The sequence below is a fragment of the uncultured Ruminococcus sp. genome (assembly GCF_937915125.1).
Classification (GTDB): domain Bacteria; phylum Bacillota; class Clostridia; order Oscillospirales; family Ruminococcaceae; genus Ruminococcus_C.
The window spans coordinates 1-25034 of record NZ_CALDMP010000097.1 but is presented as its reverse complement, the minus strand read 5'-3'; the positions used below and the strand labels follow the sequence as shown (position 1 = coordinate 25034).

10 protein-coding genes are annotated in these 25034 nt (G+C 50.5%); all 10 read right to left on the bottom strand.

Annotation, left to right across the window (positions count from 1 at the left end; all coding sequences use genetic code 11):
* Positions 1-270: 270 nt before the first annotated feature.
* Entirely contained in the window at positions 271-1299 is a 1029-nt protein-coding gene (locus Q0418_RS09900) for a carbohydrate ABC transporter permease (protein WP_298483973.1), read from the bottom strand.
* Positions 1300-1313: 14 nt separating this feature from the next.
* Positions 1314-2207 carry a carbohydrate ABC transporter permease gene (locus tag Q0418_RS09895; protein ID WP_298483972.1) on the bottom strand — a complete coding sequence of 298 codons (894 nt, stop codon included), beginning with the start codon at positions 2205-2207 and terminating at the stop codon, positions 1314-1316.
* Positions 2204-4990, bottom strand: coding sequence for a DUF5696 domain-containing protein (locus Q0418_RS09890; protein WP_298483971.1), 2787 nt, complete (start codon positions 4988-4990; stop codon positions 2204-2206). The genes Q0418_RS09895 and Q0418_RS09890 overlap by 4 nt, the downstream gene beginning before the upstream one ends.
* Positions 4991-5009: 19 nt before the next feature.
* Entirely contained in the window at positions 5010-5639 is a 630-nt protein-coding gene (locus tag Q0418_RS09885) for a Yip1 family protein (RefSeq protein ID WP_298483970.1), read from the bottom strand.
* 7 nt (positions 5640-5646) lie between these two features.
* Positions 5647-7164: a hypothetical protein gene (locus tag Q0418_RS09880; protein ID WP_298483969.1), complete on the bottom strand. Its 1518-nt coding sequence runs from the start codon at positions 7162-7164 to the stop codon at positions 5647-5649.
* A 16-nt stretch (positions 7165-7180) separates the two neighbouring features.
* The gene (locus Q0418_RS09875; RefSeq protein WP_298483968.1) at positions 7181-8068 is read right to left on the bottom strand and encodes a carbohydrate ABC transporter permease; all 888 of its coding nucleotides are present in this window, start codon (positions 8066-8068) and stop codon (positions 7181-7183) included.
* A gap of 12 nt (positions 8069-8080) precedes the next feature.
* A complete protein-coding gene (locus tag Q0418_RS09870) occupies positions 8081-9013 on the bottom strand; it encodes a carbohydrate ABC transporter permease (protein ID WP_367276264.1) in 933 nt (310 codons plus the stop codon).
* 99 nt (positions 9014-9112) lie between these two features.
* Positions 9113-12118: an extracellular solute-binding protein gene (locus Q0418_RS09865; RefSeq protein WP_298483967.1), complete on the bottom strand. Its 3006-nt coding sequence runs from the start codon at positions 12116-12118 to the stop codon at positions 9113-9115.
* A 479-nt stretch (positions 12119-12597) separates the two neighbouring features.
* Positions 12598-13812, bottom strand: coding sequence for a 6-phosphofructokinase (locus Q0418_RS09860; protein WP_298483966.1), 1215 nt, complete (start codon positions 13810-13812; stop codon positions 12598-12600).
* Positions 13813-14554: 742 nt separating this feature from the next.
* Complete coding sequence (locus Q0418_RS09855; protein ID WP_298483965.1) at positions 14555-24931, bottom strand: SpaA isopeptide-forming pilin-related protein; 10377 nt, start codon at positions 24929-24931, stop codon at positions 14555-14557.
* Positions 24932-25034: the final 103 nt, after the last annotated feature.

Here is a 25034-nt window from a genome sequence, read left to right as displayed (position 1 = left end):
TTAACTTACTGAAATGGTTTCACAAGGCGGGGCGGTCTTGTTCGCCCCGCCTCGACCCGGCGAAAAGAATGCGCCAGGGTATTTCGCCACCCGCATTTTTGAAAAATTGCTGGATCAAAAAACATCATTGCCGCCTGCGGCGATTCTCTTTTCAACGGTTTTCCACACGTTTCAACACGAAATTGTGGAAAACTCATTTTTTCCGCAAATTTCGCAAAAAGGACGTCTCCCGAAGGAAACGTCTCTTTTTATTTTCCACAATATTTGCCATCAGCCCACCAGACCGGAGCGTTCGATACCTTCGGTAAAATACTTCTGGAGGAACACATACATGAGCAGAATCGGCAGAATTGAAATCAGACAGCCTGCTTCCATCCACACGATCTGTTCTCTGGGACTGACATCGGCATTGTTGAACAGCTGCTGAGACAGCAGCGTGCTGAGGTTTTTCAGCATCAGAGCGATGGTCTGGTTCTTGGTGAAGAACGTAGAGCTGACATAATAGTCATTCCAGTACCATACCACCGAGAACAGAAATACTGTCAGAAACGAAGAGGATGCATTGGGCACCATAACGCGGATAAAGGTCTTGAACGGACCGCAGCCGTCCAGATATGCCGCATCTTCCAGTTCTTTGGGCAGTCCCTTGAAGAACTGTCGGAAGATGAAGATCATCAGACCGGCACGAATTCCGTTGCCCACAGCCGCCGGCAGGTACATACAGAGCTTCGTGTTGATGAGATTCACTTCCAGTCCGAAGAGACCGAAGTGCCGGAACAGCATGTACTGGGGAATGGCGATGATCTGCGACGGTACCAGAATCATCATGACAACGATACCGAAGAGAATGCCCTTGCCCTTGAACTTGAACCGGGCGAAGCCATAGCCTGCCAGTGCGCAGGATGCCACCTGTACCAGGGAGCAGCCCACATTCAGAAGCAGGGTCGTTCCCAGGGTGTTCCAGATGTCCATGACGCCGGCGGTTTCCTTGATGACCTCCCAAGTCAGATGACGAGGAATCCACATAACCGTAGGATCGCTCATATCTGCCGGGTCACGGAACGCACAGCTGATCATATAAATGAGCGGATAGAGGATGACAAAGCACAGACCAAACAGAATGAAAAAGCGGAAAAAGGGCCAGACTGCTTCAAATACACGCTTGCGGCGCATATAGGCGATCTCGGATTTGTTCATGCTCTGCATCCGGATCTTTCGTGCCTCCCGCTTGCTCATACCGTTTCCTACCTGTGCGTCGTCCTTGGGAGACGCCAGCGGAGTTTCTTTGATTGTTTCCATAGTTGCCGCCTCCTTTAATCGACTTCGTAGTAAACGAATTTGTTGATGATTGCGGTTATGATGCCCACGGCAGCCAGGACAATGGCAAAGTATACCCACGCCATCGCCGATGCCGGTCCATACTGCCAGTCAGACTGGAGATCCAGAATTCGTCCCATAACTACGTTGTTGGGATCCGTAAAGGAGTCGATGATGGTGAAGATAAAACATGCCAGGATCATGGGGCTGACATAGGGCAGGGTGATCTTCCAGAAATATTCCCACGCTGTGGCACCTTCCATCTGAGCTGCTTCCTTTGCGGAAACAGGGATATTCTGGAGTGCTGCCAGAAAGATCAGGATCTGAATACCGGAATTCCACACAATACCGAAGATATTGTCCGAAACCGTCTCAATGGTAGTCTGCATACTGTCCGAAATACCATAAATGCCCAGGAATTCCATAAGTTCGCCCAGCAGATCTGTGGAGAACATGGTAGAAAACTGGCTTGCATCGCTGTTTCCGGTGCTCTGCAGGTTGCCGTTGATGATATTGTACACCGGACCGGTGGCAATGATGACGGGCAGGAAGAATACGGCACGGGCAAATGTCCGTCCCTTGAACTTCTGGTTCAGAATGACTGCCACAAACAGGGAGAACACCAGGATCAGCGGTGTTTTCCATGCGGTATCTTTCAGCACCTGTACCAGGTACTGACGATAGTTCGGGTCCACATTAAATGCATAGTTGTAATTCTCCAGACCTACCCAGTTTCCTGCCATACCGCCGGTGTCCGGGGTGATATCCTGGAAAGAATAGAGCAGCGACTCCACAACGGGGATCAGGAAGAAGATCACTGCACCCACAAACCAAAGGGCAATGAAGCCATAGCCGTACATGCTCTTTCGTTTTTCATACGCCATTTTCATGTTTCGCTCCAGCTCCCTTCTTCAACATAATCCGAAAGCGCATATTCGGTGCCGTCTACACTGACGGTCTTTTCAGTCAGATCTGTGACAACGACTGTGCCGTTCTCATAGGTCGTGGTGATCACATTGCCGTCCCGCTCATAGTCGGTGATTGCCTGATCGCCCAGACCGGAGAGCACCGCCTTAGAAAATGCATAGCCCTGTGCAGCGGGATCCGTCCAGTCCTCTGCGCTTGCGTAATACAGCGTGTCCAGGCTGGTATCCTTCAGTATGCTGGTTTCCTCGCCGATCATGTCATAGTGCAGGCTGCTGCCGGTTGCAATAGAGAGGAGCAGTGTTTCCTCGGGATTTGCAGAAGCATTGACTGCAGTTGCAGCGTAGGATTTCACACCGTGCATCACCATCTGATAGAAGGGAATATCCTCATCGAAGAGATCGAATCCGCTGGACTGAAGCGGTACGTCTGTAATCTCCTTGATATAGGACAGCGCATAGGCATTTGCCGTATCTGCCAGCATGGCGATGGATTTATCCGAAAGGGTCTGGTAGGATCCTTCCAGAAGCTCCTGCGCCTTGTCACGGGAAATCGTAGCCTTGCCATAGTCGCCGTACAGTGCAGAGGTCATGCTGCCCAGAGAAACCGCCGACAGTTCTTTGTCACTGTAATTCTCCGCCAGCTTGGCATAAATATCCGTAAAGGTGGACGGTGACAGCAGGGACAGGGGCTTGTTCACCGTGCTTTGCGTGCCGTATGCCAGATTGTAGTCATAGATCCGGGCATAGGAACCGGAAATGCGGACGGTGGTATCGGCAAACGTGAAATAGCCGTTTCCGGATGCAAAGGTCTTGTTGTCCACGGTGGGATAAATGGTCACGCCGTTGGAATCCGCATAGGACAGCAGGTCTTTCCAGTCGCCGTTGCCGCCGAGACAGCCGGCTGCCTTTGCCTTATAGTCCACCTTGCCGGAAATGCCGGCGTTTGTCCAGTTGTGATACTGCACACGGATATTTTCTGCGCCGCCTGAAGCGAGATTCTCCAGAATATCCTGTGCCTGTTCAAAACTGGTCAGCGAAGTTTTCATGGTAACCGGCACGCCCAGAATGGATTTCTCCTTTTCTGTGCCGCCGTAGAAGTCCAGATACAGCCCCGGATCTGCGGAATCCACGGTATTTTCCACGCCAGTTTCCTCCGTGAGATAATTCCGGTATGCCTCGGCAATATCACCATAGTCCGGCTCCTCCTCCGTCTCCAGGGGATAATAACGCAGGGCAATGGCATCCGTCTTGATGTCTCCGTCCTCGAACACAGTAAGTGCCGTGTTATTATCGCCGGACATATAATAGGTATCCGAATCACGGATGGTGAAATCAAAGCCGCAGATGTTATAGCTGCTCTTGGATTGTCCGCTGACGCTTGCAGTCAGCTTCGCATTGGAATCGCCCTCGGTGCAGACCACCATCATGGCGTCATTGCCGTTGACGATACCGTACATAGGCAGATATACCTGCTCAGTCACAGCCGGCTCTGTCAGGGAGACTGCTGTGATATCGGAGCCGTACACATAGCCCGTATAGCTCTTGGCACTGGTCTTGCCGTTATTGAACCGGATCAGTGCACCGCTACCGTCGGGAATCACAAAATATCCCTCATCCGTAGAAGATGCCGCACCGAAGCTGCTCATAATCGAAAGCGAAGTCGTGAGCTTTCCGGTCTGGGAAGTATCATCCTCCTCGATCTCGGAAGTCTCAATGCGTGCTTCCAGATAATCATCCTCCAGGGTATATGTCACGGGAATGGTGATACCTGCCTTCCGGAAGGTATAGGTAATCTTCACACCACTGCTCTTGTCCTTTACCTTGACCTTGGCGTCGCTCTTGGAACGCATATTGGTGGTGCTTCTCGCCTCCGGCTCGCCGTATACCATTTTCAGAGAAGAGGAAAGATCATCCACAATGGTATTGGTAGCACGCTTGTCGTGTCCCACATTTTCCGGTGTAGACCACCACATTTTCTCCGCTGCCTTGTCATACAGACCAATGACAGCGGTGTCATCGTCCACATACAGCGCCAGCTTGTCATTTTCTGTGACAAACCGTGCAGAGGAAATCACTGCGTCAAAGGTATCCGCCAGCGCAACTGTCCAGCCGTCCTCGTTGGTATAGGTGACCTTGCCGTCCTCTCCCTTGCCGCTGCTGGTATAGCTGCGTTCTACTTCGTCAAAGTCGTCATTGTACAGTTCCAAGGTCTTGTGATCTGAGGACAGGAACAAGAATTCGTTGTCCAGGGTGGAGACGATGCGGCGCACCATCGTCACCTTGGTATATTCCGTGTCCATGTACACCAGCCAGCGTCCCTCGGGGCTCAGGAAGATCACAAAGTCACTGGTATCATCCTCTTCCTCCAGGGTGCAGACTACCTCGCCGGTCTCGTCATCAATGCCCGCAAGCTCGATGTCATCCAGCAGATCTACCACGTCCTCATCGGCGATGGTATCCTCATAATCCTCTGTGCGGTAGTAGAAGGTGATCCCGTCACAGGAATTTTTCTTCTCCATGTACTGGGACACCTGATCTGCGGTGATCTCGATCTCCTCCCGGGCTTCTTCCCGGGTCGCCTCTTCTTCGGCAGCCTCGCCCTCGCCGGTCTCGTCCCCGGCAGTTTCCTCTGCCGCAGTCTCCTCCGCAGCAACATCCTCTTCTTCAGCCGATACCGGGAAGGATGCCGCCGTCAGGCAAAGGGACATTGCCGCCAGAACGGCAACCCATTTTTTCCATGTTAACATGTCTGTTCCACCGTCCTTTCTATACTCTCACGCGATATGTGATCTCCGTGTAGACGGAAGAAATAAACACGTATACCTGCTGGAACAGTGCCACGAGCAGTACCAGCAGAATCAGAATGATAATCATTGCCACAAAGGTCAGGATCAGCGCCAGAATGGTCTTGGAGATGGAATACTGGTGCACCGCCTTAATGGCGTTGAACATCAGAAGGATCGACCAGACCAGACCGATGACCTGCACGCAGGTGATAAAGATCTCCTCGTCCCGGATGAGCACATGGGAGAGAATCGTCTCCACATAGAGGCTCACCACATAGGGGATCAGGGAATAGGCACTGTAGATATAGATGTTCTTCATGGTGCCCTCGCCGTCCAGCAGGGTGCAGATGGACCAGTTGCCCACTACCCATACCAGGAACAGGCAGATGGTCTGGACAATATACGGCACAATGCTGAACAGCTTATCCGATGAGATAAAGAACTGGAACCCATAGGCATTGTTATACAAAATGGAACCGATGAACCAAAGCAGGATCACAATGCTGGCATAGAGCACGGAACCGCCTTTTTTCCAGCGCAGATCCTCAAAACCCTCAAAGGGATGAAAGACGCTGTGCTTGACCCATTGTTTTTGTGTAAGATCCATCATGGCCGCATCACTCCTCCTCTCCCTCGTGCAGCATTTCAACCAGATTTTTCGGCTGATTCTTCTTCTTTTTCTTGTTCCGGAAGTGGAAGAATACCCAGACGCCTACCAGGACAACTACCACAAGAATGATCCAGGTGAAGTTCCGGTTCAGCCACTCCGAACGATAGCCTTCAAACGCCTTATTATACTGCTTCGGCGATTCGGCAAGCTTGGCATATTTCATAGAGCCTTCATAGTCGCCCTCGTTGTACAGGGCAGAAGAGATACCGATGTATGCCATACGATAGTTGCCGTCCCGCTTCAGTACCTCACGCCACGGCTCCAGTGCTTCTGCATAGTAGCCATCATTGTACAGAGAAACTGCCTCGTGGACAATGCCACCGAAGTCGGTCTCCGAGAAAATGGTCACGGTATTTTTCATAGAATCCGCAACGTAGATATTGGTTCCCATGGTCTCCACAGCGGAAACCTTCATGGAAAAGCCGCCTACCTGATCGGATGTGGAACCCAGAATGAACAGCAGGTTGCCGTCCTCATCGTACTGGAACACACGTCCCGTTTCCAGATCCAGGCAGTTCAGTCTGCCCACATCGTCCACATCAATGTCCATCATCTTGGTGCTGTAATTCTGGTTAGTGTTGGAATCATAGATGGAATCCAGATCGCCGAAGGTCACATCCCAGGCGGAATACAGGTTATAGCCTGCCGGATTGACTTTTTTCACACGGTCTGCCTCAGAGGAAGAGGATTGGGTCACGGTGTAAATGAAGCCTTCCTCGTCGATATCGAAGTTTGTGATACCGGCGGCAACCTTACGGGACGAATTGGCACGCATTTCGTCTGTTGCAATGAGGTTCCAGAAGTAGTTTGCAACAACTTCCGCCGTAGCATCCACGGAGTTTGCACCGAAATAGCCCTGGAATTCTCCGTCGCTGTTGAACATTGCCGCACCGTTTGTGATGTTGTTCAGCACCATGTAGATGTTGCCTGCCTTGTCCACAACCACCTTCTGGGGCTTGAATGTCTCGTTTTCATATAATGTCGAATCCGGACGTGTCAGTTCCATCTGCACATTGCCGTCCAGATCGCACACCAGCAGCCGGGAATTTCCCGTGTCAGCGATGTACATCAGTCCCGTATCCTGGGAAATATAAATGCCCTCCGGAGATTTCAGCGTGGTCTCGCTGCCGTCCTCCATGCGGAAGCTGTCATAGATCTTATCAGCCTTGGTGAACCCGCCGTCTGTTACCACAATACGGTTGTTGCCGCTGTCCACCACATAAAAGCGGTCCTCCCAGTCACGGAAGAGATCTGTAGGGGTATTGAACGCCCCGCAGCCCAGATCGAGACCGCTCACGGCACGTTCTGCCGCATAGCCTGCCTGAGAAGGAGTTGCTTCATTCCAGCGGTCGTAGTTATAGACGTTATAGTGCTCCTGTGCCGAAGCCGCCGGTGCGCCCACCGCCGCCGCAAGCATCAGTGCAGACAGACACGCCGCCGCCAGATGTTTTGCCTTTTTCTGCAAGTATCTCACCCTTTCTTTAGTCTTTGATGCCCGAGTGCGCCATGGTTTCGATTACCTGCCGCTGTGCCAGCATGAAGATGATGATCGGCGGCACCAGCATGAACACGGCTGCCGCCATGGCAACGCCGGCTCTCGCAAGACCTGCCGAAGCTGCCTGCTGTACCACGGTGGGGAGTGTTTTCAGGGATTCGCTGAATACCAGCGTACCGCCCTGGATATTCCACGCCGCCTGGAATGCGAAGATAATGACGGTCATCAGCGCCGGCTTCTGGTTCGGCATGACGATCTGCCAGCAGATGCGGAACATGCCTGCGCCGTCCACCTTTGCCGCTTCGATCATGGCATCCGGCACCTGGGTCATGGACTGCCGCATGAGGAACAGGTTCATGGGCGCCGCAACAGACGGCAGGATCAGTGCCCAGTAGGTATCGATCATGTGCAGCTTTGCCATGACCATGTACTGCATGATGTAGATGACATTGCTCTGATACAGCAGGGCAACGACGATAATGGCATTGAGTGCCTTTGCGCCGGGAAAGCGTACCTTTGCCAGACAGAACGCCGCCATGGCGGAGAATACCACCTGGCATACCGTAACCGATACAGTGACAAAGACGCTGTTGAATACATAACGGGAAAAGGGCACCCACAGATCCGAGCACATGCGGAACATGGTGCTGTAGTTGGAGAGGGTGGGGTCAATGACGTAGAGCTTCGGCGGGAACACGAACAGTTCCTGCACCGGCTTCAGGGACATGACAACTGCCAGATAGATGGGCAGTGCCATGAACAGTGCCAGGATCAGCAGGAACACAAAAATACCGATGGTTCCGCCGACCTTATGTCCGGCACGCTTTGTGGACACTTTCAGGTGAGTGCCGTATACTTTTTCTTTTTTTGCCATACTGCACCCTCCTTAGTCCATATACTTGCTGAGAACCCTGCCGATGAGCTTGTTCAGGAGATACATGACCACAAACAGGATCATACAGATCGCCGAAGCATAGCCCATTTCATAGCGTACCCAGCCGTAGTCATAGGCGTGGTTCATGATGGTGTGCGCCTTGTAGTCCGTGCTGGGGAAACCCACCAGGTTCTGGGATACCACACCGGCAGTGAAGGAGCTGACAATCTGCATGACTGCCGCAAACATCAGCTGGGGTCCCATGGACGGGATGGTGATGTAGATCAGTTCCTGCCAGCGGCTCTTGATACCCTCAATGGCACCTGCCTCATACTGAGACCGGTCGATGTTCTGGAAACCTGCACGGAGTGCCAGGAAGCCTGCGCCAAGGCTGATCCACATCTGTACTACGATGGTAACGCCCAGGACATAATCGCCGTCCGTGAGCCACTGGATAGGCGATGTGATAAGCCCCAGATCCAGCAGGAATGAGTTGATATAGCCATAGGAGTCACCGCTGAAGATGAGTTTCCATACGGTGTACACATTCGCCATGGACGGTGCATAGAAGATCAGGGTGAAGATAGTGCGGAGCTTTGGATGCAGCTCGTTGATCAGCCACGCCAGCAGGAAACAGAGAATATAGCTGATGGGACCGGTGAAGAGTGCAAACACCAGCGTCACACGAATGGACTGGATAAAGACCTTATCCGAGAGAAACAGTGTCGTATAGTTCGACAAGCCGACAAATTTCGGCATCTGTACCATGTTGAAGTCCGTAAAACCCATGGGCAGGGACATCACCACCGGCACAATGGTAAACACCAGGAAAAACAGCATGAACGGCAACATCATCAGATAAGTCACCTTGTTCTGCTTCACTGCAAGCCAGGTCAGCCGCCGGTTTTCCTGTCTTGTTCTTTTGCCAATTTCGGCAGTATCCAAGTGAAACCCCTCCTTATTAGAGATTTAGAGATTAGAAGTTAAAGGCAAGAAAAACAGGCTGCAAAAGGGACATATCCCTTCTGCTCTTTTCTCTTCCCGTCAGGTGTCAAGTCCGAGATTTTCACGCTTTCTGGTGATTTCCTCATTGATATCCCGGTTGTAGGACATGAGCGTATCCCGGGGGTTCTCATAGTTATTGACCACATCACGGAATGCATTCATGACATTACGGGTGACAGAGTAGGACGCCGGGATGATCGGAATCTCTTCCAGCTCGTCCATGGCATTCAGAATGGTATTCGCCTCATCCGCAGACCATGCCAGCTGGGTCAGGGCTTCCTTGTTTGCCGTTGCATAACGACCCATCTGCCCCATGAGACCCTCGATCTGCGTGCCGTATTCCACCTGTACCTCTGTGGAGCAGAACCACTTCAGGAAGGTCCAGGCGTTCTCGATGCCGTTTGTCTTTTCATCCACCTTATTGAAGATGACTGCACCGGTGTTGTTGGAGTTGACTGCATGAGAAATGGTACCATCCTCCCGGAGCGTACCCGGAATTGCCGTGAAGCCCCACAGACCGTCGATCTCCGGTGCTGCAACTGCCAGCTGGTTGAAGAACGTGCAGTAGTCCGAAACAACGATGGGATATTCACCTGTACGGAATCGGCTGAATGCGTCGTACTGCTGGTCGAAGTCATACTTCGTGTAGAAATCCGTCCACATTTCGAAGGAGTCGATTGCCGCATTGGTATTGAACGTCGTCTCTGTCTGTTTGTCATTATAATAGTTCTGACCCCGCTGGAGCAGCAGTGCCGCATAGGTCAGACCGGATTCTGTTGCCGCAGAAATGGTCGCCATATTGGCATCCGCTGCAACAGCCGGCAGCACCAGACCGGCGGACATATAACTCCGCTGGAGTGCCGGGAGCATGTCGATCAGATCCTCCCAGGTCTGGGGCGCATTTGTAAAGCCCAGTTCGCTGAGAACATCCTTCCGGTAGAACATCATTGCCCAGCTTCTGGTGAGCGGCAGACCATAGGTGCCGCCGTCATACTGATAGGGTACCATTGCATTTTCCTGGTACAGCTGGGTCATTTCCTCATAGCCGTCCAGCTGGGATACATCTGTCAGAAGTCCACGAGCTGCCAGGTTCACAGGAAATTCGCCGCCCAGGAACAGGGCAACATCGGGTCCCTTGTCCGCCAGAGTTGCTTCCACAACGCCGCCGACAACCAGATTCACCGAGATCTCGATGCCGTATTCCGGCATGAACTCGGATTCTACCAGTTCCTTCACCACCTGTGCCTGGTCACGTCCCAGCTGTACCCAGACTTCAATGGCATCATCGCCGGTGGTAGAAGAAAGGGTGCTGTAGTCCTCATCCCAGGATGCTGCAAACCGCTGGAAGCTGTAGGAAATGGAATCCCAGAAGCCTGCCTTGATGGACGGGAATTCCTGGTCAGCCGAAGCCAGTTCCAGATAATCCACTTCCAGAGGCTGGTCACGATAGTCACGCATCCAGGAGGAAAGGGAGGTGATATAGTCCTTGATCTGGGACAGATAGTTGGGGATCTTCAGAGGATCGTCCACGCACTTGTCCAGAATGATACGCATCTGTTCCAGGGAAGCCGCTTCTGTACCCTGGGAATTCGCCAGAGCCTCGATGTGATCCTGGATCTTCTTCAGTTCGTCGGAGATCCGCTGGAACTCATCTACCAGTTCCGGGATCTTTTCATGTACATAATAATCGGTATACTTATCCGGTGCCGGACCGGTGATCATAACGATCTTACGGTAATAGGTATTCAGATCCAGCACAATGGCATCCAGCTGGCGCATGGAATCACCGATCTCGCCGGGGATCGCTTCCATTGTGATGGTGTGATCTTCACCGGCAGTCAGATATACATAGACTGCCTCGCCGTCTCCGTTCTCTACGGTGGTCATCCGGAAGTCCGTGTCGTAGTAGAACTTCACCTGGTCAAATTCCTCACTGGGCACCTGACCGTCAATATAGATCCGGCGGTTGGAATAGAAGCCGCGCATGTCCTCCTGCCGGGCTTTGATGCCAAGCTTATACCAGCCGTCTCCGGGGAGTGTGCCGGCGTCTACCTGCCAGGTAATGGTCTGGAGTGCCTTGTCCCAGTTGCCGCTGCCGATGGTGTTATACAGCATATGCTTCGGGTCAGAGGGAGAAATGGCACTGGTGGAATTATCATAAGTCGGATAGAGCACGGAATCCGACTTATAGACGGCATTCTCGCCCTCAATGCGCACAATACCAGAAGGCGTGCTTTCCTTTGTCACAGCGGTGTCCACGCTGCTGACATACTCGTCATAGGTCGGGGTTTTCTCCGGCTGGGCAAATCGCAGATACGCCAGTGCAAAATATGCCTTTTCGGAAGAAATGGTGATCTCGTGAGTTCCCTCTTCCAGATAGAAGAACAAGGGATCGTTAAACAAACCGTCAGAGTCACCGATCCAGCAGGTCTGCCAGATCTCCGCCTGCACCTGCGTGGGACGCACCTGGTTGCCGTTGCTGTCGGTTTTTATTTCCTCTTTGTTTTTGTACACCTTGTTCAGCTTCAGACGGGATGCTGTATCGTAGGGAATTTCGCCGTCAATGGCAAGGGAAAAGGAGATTTCCGAGGTGTTGGAGGAAATGGGACAATAGGACGCTTCAATGGAATACAGACCGGTTTCCGGCACGGTCACTTCATAGGTAAAGCTGCCCTCGGCGCTGTTCCAGATCAGGGTATTTGAGGGCGTCTCCTCGTTTGCCCAATTCACGGTGCCGCAGCTGGTCAGCGTGTCATATGTATCGCAGTCCGCCGTCTGAAAGTCCGCACCGTATACCATGATCTCCGCATCGGGACGCGGTTCGTCCTGATACGTATCATAATAGTCGCTGTAGGTGCCCTGCTGTTCATAGGAGAGATTGCCGCCAGTGTCGGCAGACGTCTCGTCCGGCGTCTGCGTCTCTGCCTGCGGTGTTCCGGTGCTCTGCTCCTGTGCTCCATAGGCAGTCAGCGGCAGGGATGCCGCCGTCAAAAGACACGCAAGTGCCCCAGCGAATGCACGTTTTTGCCAAATGTAGTTAGCCAAAGCTCTTCCACCCTTCTTTCTGTGCGCCGTACCTGCATGGCGCACGATTTTCGTTCTTCTGCCGGCACGCCGGGTCTCACAGCGCACCCTTTGCGGGAATTCTACAATTTATACAGAAATCACGCAAAACAGTTCTTGTTTATTATAACAATTTCCGGTGAAGTTGTCAAGTTGGTGAAAAGAAAAGGGCGTTTTATGAAAAGTTTGTGAAAAGTGCTGAAAGTGTCGGAAATACGTGCTTTTTTGGCACCTCGCATAAAAAATCACTTTCTTTTTCCAAAAGGATCGGGGAAATTTTTTTCACAGATTATGGTTTTTTGGCTTTCTGGTGGAAATATGGGCAAAAAAATGCACCCGGTTATGGGTGCAAATGCTTGGGATAAGCGTGGATTTGTTTCCTTGTTCTTGTTTGAGTATTTTCGTTGAGTTCTCGTTGTAAACGTCCCACCGAGGTGTTTCGCCGCGTGCGGCGATGTGGTTTATTTCAAGACGGACTCTTTGATCGTGAAATGGGCTGGAACGCCGCCGCGCATGACCAGGTTCAGTTCGCCCTGGATCAGGGGCAGAAAGTATGCCATGGCAGCATCGCTGATATTATTTCCGGCAGGTGTCAGGAACTCTCTAGGCAGGAATTTCTCCCGGTTTGCGATCTGGGACGCATCCGCAGGCTCTGTCACCACGGTATAAGGCATATCATGGATCCGGCGGAACACCATAACTCTGCCAGTCTCTCCCCGGAGTGCACACTGAACACCGGCTGCGCCGATCTGCTCTGCTTCGTCAATATCCGTCTTGGAACACAGGTGAGACGAACAGCGCTGCATGACATTCAATTCGATAGAACGCACCTTACAGCCGATTTTTTCCCGCACCAGCTGTTCCAGATACTTCCCGATGCCGGAAAGGTATTTATGCCCGAAGTTGTCCACCATGCCGGACTGGACGCCATCGGGAACTTCGATTCCCTCAGAAACTGCTGCAATGACTGCTTTGTGCTTCGCCATTTCCTGTTCCACATCATGGAGGAAGCGTTCCGCAGAAAAATGGGTCTCCGGCACATAGACAAGGTGAGGTGCCGGTTCGCCGAAAGCGTGGAGCACGGCGCTGGACGCTGTGAGCCAACCGGCATGACGTCCCATAACTTCCACGATGGTTACAGAGGGGATGCTGTACACAGAGCTGTCCCGGATGATCTCCTGCATGGTAGTGGCGACATATTTCGCCGCCGAACCGAAGCCGGGGGTGTGGTCGGTGATGCACAGGTCATTGTCGATGGTCTTTGGGATGCCGATGACCTTCACATCCAGCCCGATCTCCTCAAAATATGCCGAAAGCTTCTGAACCGTATCCATGGAATCGTTGCCGCCGATATAGAAAAAAGCCCCGATCTTACGGCGTTTCAGACAGCTGACAATTTTTTGATAGACGCTTTCGTCCTCGTGCCAGTCGGGGAGCTTGTACCGGCAGGAGCCCAGCACCGTGGACGGGGTCTGGCGCAGCAGTTCCATGTCATCGTTGGAGCGGATCATGGTTTTCAGGTCAATAAGGTGATCCCGGATGATTCCCTCCACGCCGTTGACAGAGCCAAAAATGGCATCAATGGTCGGTTCTTTCATGGATTCCCGGAACACGCCCACCAAAGATGCATTGATGGCACAGGTGGGTCCGCCGGACTGGGCAACAGCAATATTCATACAGCATTCTCCTTTATTTTCGGGACATTTGAACAGTTTGGACATGACAAGCTGCGGCAGGAACATGTCCCCTGCCCCTCGTGGTTATCTTTTCCGCTTGGCGGAATTCTATCACATCTCTTTACTATTGTATCGGATTTCGAGGAGAAAGTCAATATTTTACCGAAAGATTTTTTTATCCCGCAGACTCCGCCAAAAACCGAACAACCTCTTCCACCGTTGGTATGCCCGTCCGATCTCCCGGCGTACTTCCTACGAATAGACGTTACGAAGCAGAAAACGGCGAAATCACACTGACTGAGGAGGATTTGTCCCTGGAATAAATTGTTTTTATCGTGAAAGTGTAGGGGGGCTGTTGCACACAGTCAAAATCCCACGAGAAAACGGTGCGATGTTGGCATCGCACCCTACAAATCACCAAAAATCACGTGACATTTTGTAGGGGTCGATGCCCACATCGACCCGTGAATCAGGATTTTGCTGTCCTTGCAACAGCCCTGATGTACGACTACCCGAATTCTGCGGGCGAACACAGTTCGCCCCTACTACATAGTCACATCTAAAACTTTGCTTTTCGTTTGGAAACCAGAAGCGTAGGGCGGGGGCTTGCTCCCGCCGAATTTTCCTTTCTTTCAGAATGCAATTACTTCATCGCAAAAATAACAAAACCGCATACAGCAGGTCATTCCCTGCCGTATGCGGTTTTTTGCGGTTTCACGTCAACTTCTGTCAACGGTCATGCTTACTTTTTCTTTCGTTTGCTTGCTGCCATACCAGCTGCTGCCAGTGCCGCGCCTGCCGGGATCAGAATTGCCGGGAGCATGTCATCTGTCTTTGGTGAAGACGATGCTGTCTTGTTGCCGGAGCTGGAGCCAGAGCCAGAACCAGAGCCGGACTTCTTAGAAGTGGTCGTGGTCTGGGTGCCGCCTGTGCCGGAGGTTGCGGTATCTGTGCCAGAATCCGTTCCCTGCGTGGTTTCAGAGGAAATTGGCTGGGAGGTAGTGGGCGTATGCTCACCGTTCTCCGCAGTGGAATTCTTCACAGTGGTAGTGGTAGTTGTGGTTGTCGTTGTTGTGGTAGTGGTTGCAGAAGTGGTAAGTGTGCCGGAACCGGTGTACTCATCCACCATGGTAACCACGTTATCTGTACCCTGTGCAATGCTGAGAAGCGTGGGTGCACCGGATGCATCCAGTGCCAGGCTGCCGTCTTCCTCCAGCTGGTAGGTCAGAATGCTCACAGTGCCGTCTGCTTCCAGCTGGAAGTAAATCGGTGCTGCAATGGCGAAATCTGCCGGTGCCAGGGTTTCTGTCAGGCAATAGGGTACGCCTGTCTGTGCGTTCGTGATCACGTGAGAAATGCCCTCTTCGGAGATCCATGCGTCAATGAGATTGCCGCTGAGATCTGCAACCGTCAGAGATGCGCCGGCAATTTCATTGCCCACAATGTCACACTTGCGGATCACAACGCCGTCCTGTACGGTGGTGGTTGTTGTGGTGGTTGTCGTAACTGTAGTTTCTGTGGTAGTCTCGCTTGTTTCTGTCGTCGTTGTTTCGGTTGCTGTGGTAGTTGTTGTGACGGTGGTAGTCGTTGTCTTTGCTGTAGTCTTTGTTTCAGAAGCCGCAGTGGAAGAAGTTCCCGTAGATGCGGCGGTGGTGTCGGAAACCGATGTCACCGTTCCGCTGGTTTTCTCCGTCTGGCTTTCGGTAATTGTCACAGAAGTGTCTGCTGTAGTGGTACTGCTTTCTGTTTCAGAAGTGGTGGTGCTCTCTGTGGTCGTATTGGTAGGACCAGCAGAAGTCACTGTACCCGCCGTTGTACCTGTGGTCGTATTAGTGGATACATCAGACGATTCAGAAGCAGTGGAATCCGCTGTAGCAGTTGTCACTGTTGTGGTGCGGGTTGTGGAGACGGTTGTGGTATTGGTCGGCCCTGCCGAAGTGACTGTGCCGGTGGCGGTTGTGGTTGTAGAATCGCTGGTCTGTTCAGAAACAGATGTAGATACTGTGGTGGTTGTGGTAGTGGAATCACTGGTCTGTTCAGAATCGGATGTGGATGTTGTTGCGATAGTCGTTGTTGTGGTAGTCGTGGTGGTATTGTCTGTTGTGGTGTTTGTCGGTCCTGCCGAAGTAACTGTTCCAGTGGTACTCTCTGTACTTGTCGCAGAGGAACCACTGGTCTGTTCAGAAACAGAGGAAGATACCGCAGCGGAAACTGTAGTGGTTTCCGTGGTAGTAGAAGAGCCTGTCGCTTCTGTTGTCTCTGTTGTCACAGGTTTCAGTGCGTCAAACATACGGATCACGCCATCTGTATGAGTGCTCTTGCTGTCCTCGTCAATGATAACATTGCCCACAACGCCGTCCTTCACCTCAAAGGTAATCTTTGTGGCGAGTTCATAGCCTTCCGGTGCTTCATTTTCCTCCAGAGTATAAGAGCCATTCGGGATCTTCTCCAGAATCAGGGCTTCTGCGCCGGATGTCCAGGTGATCTCCGTTTTGCCTGCCTTGAATTTGTTGGCATCTACTGCATTTTTTGCTGTGACTTGCTCCAGTGTACCGTCACCGGTGTAGGTGAGCTTCATGGATGCGCCGGGGAGTTCGGCAACAGTGTTGCCCTTTTCGCCGACCTTGGAGATGGACACCTTTGCCACATCGTCCGTCATGATAATCTGACCATTCTGCTCTACGCCGTTAACAGTTACCTTACCCTTTGCATCAACTGTAAAGGAAATGGAAGTAGCGACCTGATAACCGTGCGGTGCAATGGTCTCAACCAGCGTGTAGCTGCCTGCATCCAGGGAAACCACGTGGGGTTCCTTTTCAGAAGTCCATTCCTCTATGACTTTCTCGTTCTCGTCCAGGATCCGGAGCTGTGCGCCGACCACTTCTTCACCATAGATGTCCTTCTTGCTGATACCCAGTTCACCCTGGGCTGCGTCATACATGGTGGTCGAACCTGTGATAGTACCGTCTTTTTCAATGGTAAACTGCATGTCGTCTGCATACTGATAGCCAGCCGGTGCGCCGGTTTCTCTCAGGAGATAGGTCTTCCCTGCAATAAGCTTTGTATCACCGGTTGTCTCAGAATCAATGGTGATCACATGGGGTTTGTCGCCGGAAGTCCAGCTGTCTACCAGAGTCTCTGTCTGCTTGCCGTTTGCATCCGTATCCAGCAGATAGAGCGCCAGTTCAGCGCCTGCCAGTTCATCATCGCCGGTCAGAGCCTTTTTGCTGATGGAGACGGACAGAGCCTCGTCTGTCATAATGACTGTCTTGCCGTCTGCGCCAAGCGTACCGTTTTCATCAACGGTCACTGCGCCGGTCTCATCTACGCTGAATGTGATCTTCTCTGCGTATGCATAGCCATCCGGTGCGCCGGTCTCTTCCAGGGTGTAGGTGATACCCGGCAGCAAGCCTTCCAGAACATGCGGTGTGATATTTCCGTTTTCGTCTGCCTTTGTGGTCCAGTTTTCAACTTCGTGGACGGTGCCTTCCTCGTCTGTGTAGGATACCTTCAGAGTAGCACCTGCAACTTCTTCCCCTGCAATATCCTGCTTGGAGATATTGACGTCAAAGGTTTCCGCCTTTGCCACAGCATCGCAGACCTGAATGGTGCTTGCATCCTCGGTGCTGTTGTAATAATAATAGCCCGTGTCTGCATCTGCGGTCTTGTGGGCATCCTGTGTACCGGTGGTTTCTGTAATCTCGCCATTTTCCACAGTAAATTTCATCTTGGAATCCAGAACCGCATAAGTGATGCCCTTATATTCGAATGTGCTTCCGGTTTCTTCCAGTGTATAGGTGCCGTCCGGGAGTCCTGTCAGTACCATTTCGGTTTCGCCGGACTTCCACTGGATGGTGTCTGCTGTTTGTTCTTCGCAGTCGATGGAAGTATCGACCTTTGTCAGATCAACGGTTTCTTCGCCGGTATAGTAGGTCAGCTTGAGCGTTGCGCCGGCAATTTCATTATCGCCTGTGATGTCCTTTTTGGAGATATGGAGTTCCGATGCGGTATCCTTTGCTGTCAGGATGCTCTTCTCTCCGTCTATCTCAATATCCTGGCGGTCGCCGGCTGTAGACGTGATCTTGCCGCCTGTTATGGTAAATGTAAAGTCTGTGATGCAGGTGTAGCCGTTCGGTGCTGCTTCTTCATGGAGCGTGTATTCGCCGTCGGGGAGACCTGTCAATTCCAGAGGTGCGTCTGCATCGGAAGTCCAGGTGGCAAGCTTTTTGTTCGTTTCGTCCACCTGATATTCCGTGCCGCCGGTTGCCTTTACGTTGGACAGATCGCCGGTTTCGCCCAGATATGTCAGAGTCATTTCTGCGCCGGAGATCTCCGTGCCGCCCAGATCTGTTTTGCGGATCGTAGTTTTCGCCGCATCCATCATCACAATGATATTTACGGTGTCTAAGGTTGCGCCTATGACATGGTAAGAATCGTTTACATCCGCAGAAACCACGCCATTTGTAATGGTAAAGTTCAGCTCTGTGGTAATATCATAACCATCCGGTGCAATGATCTCCGTCATGGTGTAGGAACCGTCCGGGAGACCGGTGATCTCTGTGGGTCTCTTACCGTCAGACCAGAATGTCAGGCTCTTGCCGTCCAGCGTATATTCTGCATAATTGGCTTCTTCGCTGAATTCTGTCACCTTGGTGAATTCTGTGTCCATCCGGCTCAGAGAGATCATATCTGCCGGCAGAACATTCGAAGCATCGTTGGACGTGATCTGGATCTTTGCTCCGGCAAGCTCCTCGCCATTTGCAATATCCTGCTTGCTGACATTGAGGAAAGAACGGTTAAATACAGTGAATTTATTTGAGGAAACGCTGTAATTCTGGACATCAGTTCCAGACTCGACTGCACCTTCTGTCAGGTCAAAATAACCAAAGCCTTTGGTGAGTATATTTCCATCCCCATCATCTACCTTGAAAGTGATGGAAACAGGGGCATAACCCACATTCGCCTGTTCTGTTAGGATATATGTACCTTCCAGCAAATTCAGCGATGTACTTTCGTAATATTCAAACTTCCAGCTAATCAGACCATCTGCATTGCTGACGCCATTCAGCGTGTATGCAGTTTCCTCATTCCACAGATCTCGAATAGAACTGTTTTCGTTATTGCCATAATCCTCAATTACCTGCTTGGTTGCATCGTCAGGTGTCAATGTGAATTCTGCGCCTTCGATGGGATTTCCGTTGGCATCTTGCTTTACAAAAGAGAGCGTTGGAGAATATGAATGCTCATTGACGATCTGTACAGCTCCGGGAATGCCGGCTTCCAGTTGCACTTGATTGCCGCTGGGGTAGCTTACAACATAAGTCAATTCGTCATCATATAAATTTTTTGCTTTCACTGTTGTGCCGTCACTGCAGATGTTTCCGTTCTCATCCAGCTCGAACACATAATACAGCGTACCAACGGTCAAATCAGTGAATTCACAGATACCGGTGCCGTTTTTTCCTGTTGTGATAGTCTTAGCATCACCTACTTGTACATACCCTCCGTCTGCAGTCATGGTAAACAGACCAAAGGTGAAGTTAATATTATTTGTATAGTATGTGGATTCCGATGTTGCAGTTTTCGTCACAACAATCTTGTTTTGTGCCTCATTCGTGTGGTTGTTTGTGATCACAACACTCTTGCTTGTGGATTCCATGACATCGCCGGCACTGTTCGTTTCCGTAAATTGGATGGGTGCTGTACCGCCGCCGTCATATACTACGGTAAATGGAACATCTGTTTCCTTTGTATTTGCATCCAGGTATACTTCACGCTTTGTCAGAACATCGCCTGCTTCCGCAAGATTTCCATCTTCATCCAGTTCAAATACATAATATATGATGTCCTTATCCAGATCATCAAAGATCACTTCAGAACCAGATGTAATGTCTTTTTTCTCTACCAGCGTGTATTCACCGCCGTTCTTTGTGAACAGTCCCACAGTGAATTTCGGGTTTGTTTGAATTGTATCCGAAATCAGCACCTTGCTGACAGTAATGCTGTAGCTTACCAGTTCCGTGTTGGTGATGGTGCAGGTTTCGCCTGCCTGAACTGTTTCCGGCGTGGTGGCTGCTTCGTAGTTGATACCGGAATCGGAAGTATACTTTGTGAAGTCGTCATCTGCCGGAATGCCGTTGGCATTTGTCTCCAGCACGTAGAAATCCTGTCCCGTGGGCACGTCTGCAAAGGATACTGTACCAGTTTTGGTTGTGCCGTCCAGCGTCAGGGACTGTAACGGCACATCCTCATAGCGGACATAGTTGTCGCCATTCTTGGTGAAGATTGCAAAATAGAACGTATCTCCAGTAATATTTGTGCCTGCCAGTTCCTTGGTCACAGTGATTGTGCCGGTGGTCTTGGTGTTTTCCACTGTAACTGTCTGATTCTCGGTAGAATCTGTTGAAATCACATTGCTGCCACTATAGTCTGCGGTATAGCCCAGAATGGGGTTACCATTTTTGTCGCATTCCAGCAGGTAAACGTTGTTGGCATTGTTTGTCGGAAGTTCCGAAAGCTTTACATCTTTCATGGTAACTTTTCCAGAGGTTTCACCTGCGGAGAGGGTCAGCGAAATAATATCGCTCAGACGGTTTGTATAATTTGCATCATCATACAGTGCAAAATAGAAGGTTTTTGCTGTTGTCTCTGCGCTTGTCAGGGTCTTGTCAATGACAACATCAATGGTGTTTTCCGGTGTTTCCACCCAGACGCCGACCTTCGCCGGTTCTGCCACCATGACGGTGTCGCCCAGGACGTCGATATTCTGGTATGCATAAGCAAAGCTGTTCCAGGCAATATTTTCCTCGCCGGTGTTTGCCACATAGCTGGGAACGGTGGCGGTAAAGGTAATGACAACTTCCTCGCCAGGTGCAACCTTAACGCTTGAATCCAGCTGAACCCGGAAGTTCACGGCTTCTGCCGCACTTGCATTCCAGTTCATGACATCGTTCTGACCGCTCCAGTCCTTGGAGAATTCTGTCAGTGTGGATGTCTTGTCGGTAGAGTAGGTCACGGTATAGTTTACAGCAGTACCATCGACTGTTACGCTCTGGATATTGCCCATGGTCACGCCAAAGGCGGAGTTCCGGTCATAGCCGGAGACCAGACCCTTGTCTCCCACATAGGGCAGACGGTCGATAATGGTCATATTCTCCAGTTCCAGAGGAGAGTTATTCTGCACATGCAGGGTATATGTGACATTCTCGCCCTGCATACCCTGGACGTAGTTGTGGGTGGGATTGCGGCTTTCGCCGGTGTCGGTCTCCGGATCCGTGTGAGGATCGCCTGTGTGCCCCTGATTATCATAGGTAATGGTCTTCCAGGACTCGGTGGTCAGACCAACGATGTTGTAGTTTGCGTAGCTGTGGATGGTGTTGTCCTGCTTTTCGCCGGCAACAGTTTCTTCCACAGTAAAGCCCTGCTGAATGGTGGCATAGCCGGTGTTGGTGATAACGCCTTCTTTTTCTACATCTGCCACGGTGGCAAATTCAATGACAAGGCACTTATTGGGCGCAAGCTTGTATGTGTCACCAGTGAAATTCCAGGTATAGTTTTTGCCGTTGGAATCCGGGTAAATCCAGCCAACTGTTTGTCCCGTTCCGCTGGGCAAGCCATCTGTACCGATGTCGTAGATCTTGATGGAATTCGGATAGCCGGTCTCGTCGGAATAGCTGTAGCTGGACGGAAGTGTGTCGGTGACGCTGTAGTCTTTCAGGTCGGCGGTGTTGTCGGCATTATACTTTGTGGCATCGCCGTTTCCGTTGTAAACCACAGTGCGCCAGATGAGGGTGTCCCCGGCGGTGATGTAGCCGTCCTTTACGGGCTGGAGCAGACTTTCGTCATATTCCGTTCCCGGGAAAGACTGGTAAGCAATTTTTGCAAAACCGGGCGCCGGAGATTTTTTGGTGAAATTTACAGTGGCGGCAGCGTTGGGGGATTTCTCCTTAATTGACGTGTCGCCGTCTGTGACGGTTACTTTTGTGACGGTGTTTGTCAGTTTTGTGCTCTTTTCGGTGGTTTCATAGAGTGATTGGGCTTTTTCGGGGGTGAGTTTGGTGGTGTAGGTGATTGTAATAGTATCGTTGTCACTTGTCAAAGAAGTATCGGAGTTAAAAGTAAAAGTCACTTCATTTCCAGATTGACTGGCTTGCAGATTGTTGCAACTGCTAGAATTTACGATACTATTATACTCCATTCCGTCGGGAAGTTTGTCGGTAATCGTAAACGTCTTTCCATTATAATCAATTATATTATCGCCTTTTGAAAGAACGATTTGGAACTCATAGGTTTCATTCAGCAATTCAGCGACTGTCTTTCCAGCAATATCTATGCTTTCTGTGCTTCCATTAAACTTTTTTTCTGTTTTGAAACTACTGTCTGTAGGAACACCAACGTGTGCAAATGCACCGTTGGTCTTAGCATCTTCAGGATTACTGAAGCTTTCCGCCTTAAAGCCTATTGCATTAAACGGAATCCCGTTATAAGATTCATAGTTAATGTTTGTACCGTTTGTCATAGTGAGTATTTCTGAATACTCTAATGTAACGGATTGCCCTTCTGCAAGATTAATTCCTTTCAAACAGTACTTCCATTTTGGATAAGAATAACCTTCTGTAGAATTGTCAACTGCATAACCTTTTAAGTCACCATAATAAAAACTTGCGTCTTTATCATACTCTATGCTGCCTGTTGAACCATCATAATAAAAAACTTTTATATTCTCGAAATTCAGCTTTTGTCCTACGGAATAATCTACCATCCACAGGTCTGTTATAGTTGTACCAGTTACATTTGTAAATTTCACACGATATGTAACAGTATCACCAATAGAATATCCATCAAAAGTTTCGGGAATCGGATTGCCATCCTTATCCACAACCCACTTCTCCGCCTTATATATATTAGAAGTATCTATCGGAACAGACGGACTATTTGCAGAAATAGTTGCGCCATCATAAGTATACGATGCCGTATTGTCAAGTGTAGTTGTATCACTTGTTACTGTACCGGTAATTGTAATAACAACCTTTCCGCCAACTGGAATTCTCTGAGTGATTCCGGTTGTTAATTTTTCACTTGTAACATCATCAATAGTTGTCCCATCAGATGAATCGTTTTCGAATTTTTTCGCTATAATTCTTACGTCAGAGAGCTTCAGGTTTTCCAACACTTCGTCTTTTATTGTTACATTGTCTGCCTTCAACGTGCCATTATTGCTTACAACGATTTCATAAGTCACCTTATCCCCAGCCATAAAAGCACTGACTGTTTCACCATTTCTGGTAACCTGGATTCCCTTTGTTATTCCCAGATCCGGCGCATTCTTCTTAAATGTCACCGTCTCAGAATATTTTGTATTGCCTTCATAAATCGCTGTTGCCTGGTTTGTAATTGTTGCATCAGCATTCGTTGGAATTGTACCAGATATATCAATTGTCACAGTTTCGCCAGGAGCGATACCATTAGAATAAGTATATCCAGTTTCACTTTTCAACTGCGCTGTAATATCTGTTTCTCCTAACTTCGCAGTCATACCATCTGCCAGCGCTGTGTCCTTGATTACTACACTGCCTGCTTCTGCGGTCACATTGGTACTGTTATTTTTTACAACAATCTGATAAGACGCTGTTTCACCGCCATTGTACCACATGTTGTCAGCCTCATCGCCAACATGACCTGTTTTTGTTATAGAAATATCAGCGATTTTTTTCTCCACACTCACCCACGCAGAAGCAGAATTGGATGTATTCCCAACTTCCTGCACCTTGTTTTCCAGAGTAACCACATTGGTGCTTGTGAAGTCCAGTTCATCTGTGACAATTTCCACCTGAACTGTCACTGACTTTTCCTCACCGACCTCAATGCCACTGAGCGTCACCTGATTGTCTGCATCCAGCGGGTTAGCACCAGTAATTTTCATTCCCGTGGGCAGAACATCTTTCAGAGTTACACTTCCGGCTGAATCGCCCACATTTTTCGCTGTAATAGTAAAAGTAACTGTCTTGTCCGTATCGTCTACATAAAACTTGGTTTTATCCGCTGTTTTCGACAGCTGGAATTTTGGACCTACAGGTGCTGTCACATTCAAAGATACCGAATTGCCGCCGATGTCCGTCAGCGTATCCGTCCCATAGGGCTTCACCTGTACGTTCAGGCTGTTCTCCACTTTGCCGTCCTCTGTGCCGCTGAATGTCACAGTATCATTGTTCAGCGGCAGTGCCACATTCAGGCTCACTGCGCTCATTTCGGCGTTCTTGTTCTTGCTCTCAACGTCAAAGGAGATTTTTGCCTCTGCGCCGCTGACAGTGACGGACAGATTTTGTGCCGTATAGCCGGCATTCTGCGCTGCGGTCATCACAGCACTTTCGATACTGCTCTGCGCACTTGTCCCGAATGCCATATTCTCCAGAGTAATGGTATCCTCAAAGTGCAGGGATTCCGCCCAGAGTGCACCGGTTTTCTGGTTGACATTGCTGGGGCTTGCACTGAGGGTATAGTTCACCGCAGTGCCCTGTGTCACCTCTGCCGCCGTCAGGGACGTGCGGCTCTCCGACTTAGACGCACTCCACGCCAGAGTCGCATTTGCCTCGATGGAATTGCTCACGCTTTTGCCCGACGACTCCTGCACCAGCTTCACGATGGCTGTGTCGCCGTCCGGGGTCTTGCCGTTCAGGAATTTCGCCTGGAGACGGATCACCTTTGTGGCGCCGTTCTCAATGTTGAATTCCACATAGCGTGTGTTCTCGTCCACCACATGCAGGGTATAGCCGTTGTACGTTGCGCCGTCTGTGAACCCGTTCCCGGCAAAGTTCGGGAGCATCAGGTTCTTGTCCGTGATATATACACGGTAGGCGCCGCTCACACCCTCTTCCTGGTTGACGTTGTTTCCCGCAACCGTGATCATCAGGTAGAACAGCGAACCAGAATCCACCTGGTCGATGCTCTTGAAGCTGCTGTCCCGGAATTCCACGCTGGCGTTCGTCAGCACGATGGGATTGCTGCTCCCTTCTGCCGCTGATGCAAAAATGACGGACGGTATGCATGCGATCAATACCATTGCCGCCAGAAAAATGCTGATCAGCCTGGCACGAAATGTTCTTTCTTTTTTCGTGTTCATATTCCAATTCCCTCCGTTTTTTATCAATTTGAATCCACTTTAGGCAATACCGCACAAAGATTGTACGTCAGATGTGCAGTCAGATTTTTCGTCAGATGAAACA